Source organism: Acidovorax sp. IB03, from assembly GCF_016406015.1.
Classification (GTDB): Bacteria; Pseudomonadota; Gammaproteobacteria; order Burkholderiales; family Burkholderiaceae_C; genus Acidovorax; species Acidovorax temperans.
Window position 1 is genome coordinate 1 of the sequence record NZ_JAEFCH010000078.1, and the last position, 2,604, is coordinate 2,604.

Below are 2,604 nucleotides of genomic sequence, written 5' to 3' on the forward strand. Positions count from 1 at the left end.
GGTAACAGGCCGACGGCGCCAACGGCGGTGTAGGTGGAGACGTCCATGCCATCTGAACAAACCTTCGATCTGAGCGACAATAGCGCAGGGCGTTGAGGATCTAACGATGCAGCTGACATTCGGTGATGCCGAGGGCTTGGGCAAGCGCAAGCAGACCCGCCGCGAGATGTTTCTGAGCGAGATGGATCAGGTGGTTCCTTGGAAGCGTCTGCTGGTCCTGATCGAGCCGCATTACCCTGCGTCAGGCCGACGTGGCCGCCCGCCGTACGCAATGGAGACGATGCTGCGCATCCACCTGCTGCAGCAGTGGTATGCGTTGAGCGACCCGGGGATGGAAGAGGCGCTACACGAGATCCCGACGTTGCGTCGCTTCGCCCAGCTTGGCGGTTTAGACAACATTCCCGACGAGACGACGATCCTCAATTTCCGACGGCTGCTTGAGACCCACGGGCTGGCCGCCAAGATGCTTGAAGCGGTCAATGCGCATCTGGCGCGCAAGGGCCAGAGCCTGCGTGCCGGAACGATCGTGGATGCAACGATCATCCAGGCCCCTAGCTCGACCAAGAACGCCGACAAGGCGCGCGATCCGGAGATGCACCAGACCCGCAAGGGTCAGCAGTGGTACTTCGGCATGAAAGCGCATATTGGGGTTGATGAGTTTTCCGGGTTGGTGCATCACGTCCATTGCACGGCGGCCAATGTTGCCGATGTCACGGTGGTGCGGGCACTTTTGCATGGCAGGGAGGACTGCATTTTCGGTGACAGCGGCTATACAGGCCTGGACAAGCGCGAAGCGTTTGAAGACAGCAAGGCCGCCTTTTTCATTGCCGCCAAGCGTTCGACGGTCCAAGCCATCGGCAACAAGCGCCAACGCCGTCAGAAGATGCGCTGGGAACACTTCAAAGCCAGCGTGCGTGCAAAGGTGGAGCACCCGTTCCGGGTGATCAAGCGTCAGTTTGGCTATACCCAGGTGCGCTATCGCGGGTTGGCGAAGAACACCGCGCAGGTACTGACCTTGTTCGCGCTGTCCAACCTATGGATGGTGCGCCGGCAGTTATTGCCGGCGACGGGACAGGTGCGCCTGTAAGGGGCCAAACAACAGCCTATGCCGCTGGAAATCCTTGATCCAAACCCGTGCTGCACATCTACGCGCCGAAAATTCCTCGGTACCGTGATCAAGCTGGGTTGTTCAGACCTTCCCTAGCAGGATGCGGAAATACTCCCCTCCAAAGCGAGTCTTCCTCTTCGTCGAAGACTCACTTTTCACATGGTGCAGTCAGCAGCGCTTTCGGGAGTCGTTTTGCGCTGATTTGAGGTGTTTTGCGAGTCTCTGACTGCCTCAGAACTGCTGCGGACGGATTTGCCCCAACGAGCGCATGCGCGTCAAGTTGTACGCCGTCATCGTCAGCACGAACAGGTGGTCCACGCGCTTGAGTCCACGCACCATCACCTGACGAATTCCACCCACCGTCTTGGCCCAGCCGAAGCCCTGCTCGATGAGCTTGCGTTTACGCTGCGATAGCGCATAGCCCTCGCTCGCAGCGATGGCATCGGGCACCGCGGAGCGCCGCCCAGAAGTGTTCTGCGCCACGTGCGGTATCACGCCCATGTCCTGGCATGCCTGGACGAACTCCTGCGCGTCGTAGCCCTTGTCCGCACCGAGCGTGACCTCGGCGTCCGGGCTCGCGGCTGCTTGACGTGCATCCTTGATCATGACCTTGGCCGCTTCGCGTTCGGCAAAGCCGTCGGCCTGCGTGACCATCGCGTTGGCAATCAGGCCATGGCGGTTGTCCGAGAGGGTATGCCCCATGTAGCGCAACTCGCTGGCGGTCTTGCCCTTGCGGTACAGCCGCGCATCGCCATCGGTACGCGAGGCGTGAGTGTCGTTGCTGCGGGTCTGGCCTTTGAAGCTGGGGCTGCCCGTCGTGTTGTTGCCCGAATCATCATCGTTGCCGCCATCCTTGCGCACGAAGCTCCTGTGGCTGGCCCATGCCTGGATGAGGGTGCCATCGACGCTAAAGTGTTCGCCCGACAGCCAGCCTTTGCGACCAGCAGTTTCGACGATGTGGTTGAACAGTTCGATGATGGCGTCATGCTCGATCAGGCGTTCGCGGTTCTTGGTGAAGACGCTCGGAACCCAGACCGCATCGTCCATGGCCAAGCCGATGAACCAGCGATACAAGAGGTTGTACTGGGTCTGCTCCATGAGCTGGCGCTCCGAGCGAACGCTGAAGAAGATCTGCAGCAGCATCGCGCGCAGCAGCTTCTCTGGTGCGATGCTGGGACGCCCGCCCTTGATGTCGGCCTCGTACATGCCGGCGAACAGGCCATCCATCTTCAGCAGCGCTTCATTGACCATCGCGCGGATGGGACGCAGCGGATGATTGGCGGGTACGAAGTCCTCCAGGCGGCGCATCGTGAACAAACTTTCGGTGAAGGTATCGGCTCCGCGCATCGTCTGGGGTCTTGGGTTGCAACTGTCGGTGGTGTCAACTTCCAACGCTTGAGGGCTGTCGCGCGCCGACTGGGAGAGGTATTTCAGCACCCTGCTAGTGTGGTGTCTCAAAAGTAATCATCAAATAATGGTACTCGCTGCCCGCGCCA

The 2,604-nt window shown here is 60.3% G+C and carries 2 protein-coding genes; one reads left to right on the top strand and one right to left on the bottom strand.

The features are described from left to right. Positions 1–106: 106 nt before the first annotated feature. Complete coding sequence (locus tag IHV84_RS20080; RefSeq protein ID WP_198848151.1) at positions 107–1,087, top strand: IS5 family transposase; 981 nt, start codon at positions 107–109, stop codon at positions 1,085–1,087. 252 nt (positions 1,088–1,339) lie between these two features. On the opposite strand, the gene IHV84_RS20085 is transcribed toward IHV84_RS20080, so the two are convergent. Continuing rightward, complete coding sequence (locus IHV84_RS20085; RefSeq protein ID WP_198848152.1) at positions 1,340–2,455, bottom strand: IS5-like element ISBuce2 family transposase; 1,116 nt, start codon at positions 2,453–2,455, stop codon at positions 1,340–1,342. Between the last annotated feature and the right edge of the window lie 149 nt (positions 2,456–2,604).

Excerpts from the sequence above, each read along its gene's own strand:
- IHV84_RS20085 (WP_198848152.1), bottom strand. The coding sequence starts at position 2,455 with ATGCGCGGAGCCGATACCTTCACCGAAAGTTTGTTCACGATGCGCCGC.
- IHV84_RS20080 (WP_198848151.1), top strand. The coding sequence starts at position 107 with ATGCAGCTGACATTCGGTGATGCCGAGGGCTTGGGCAAGCGCAAGCAG.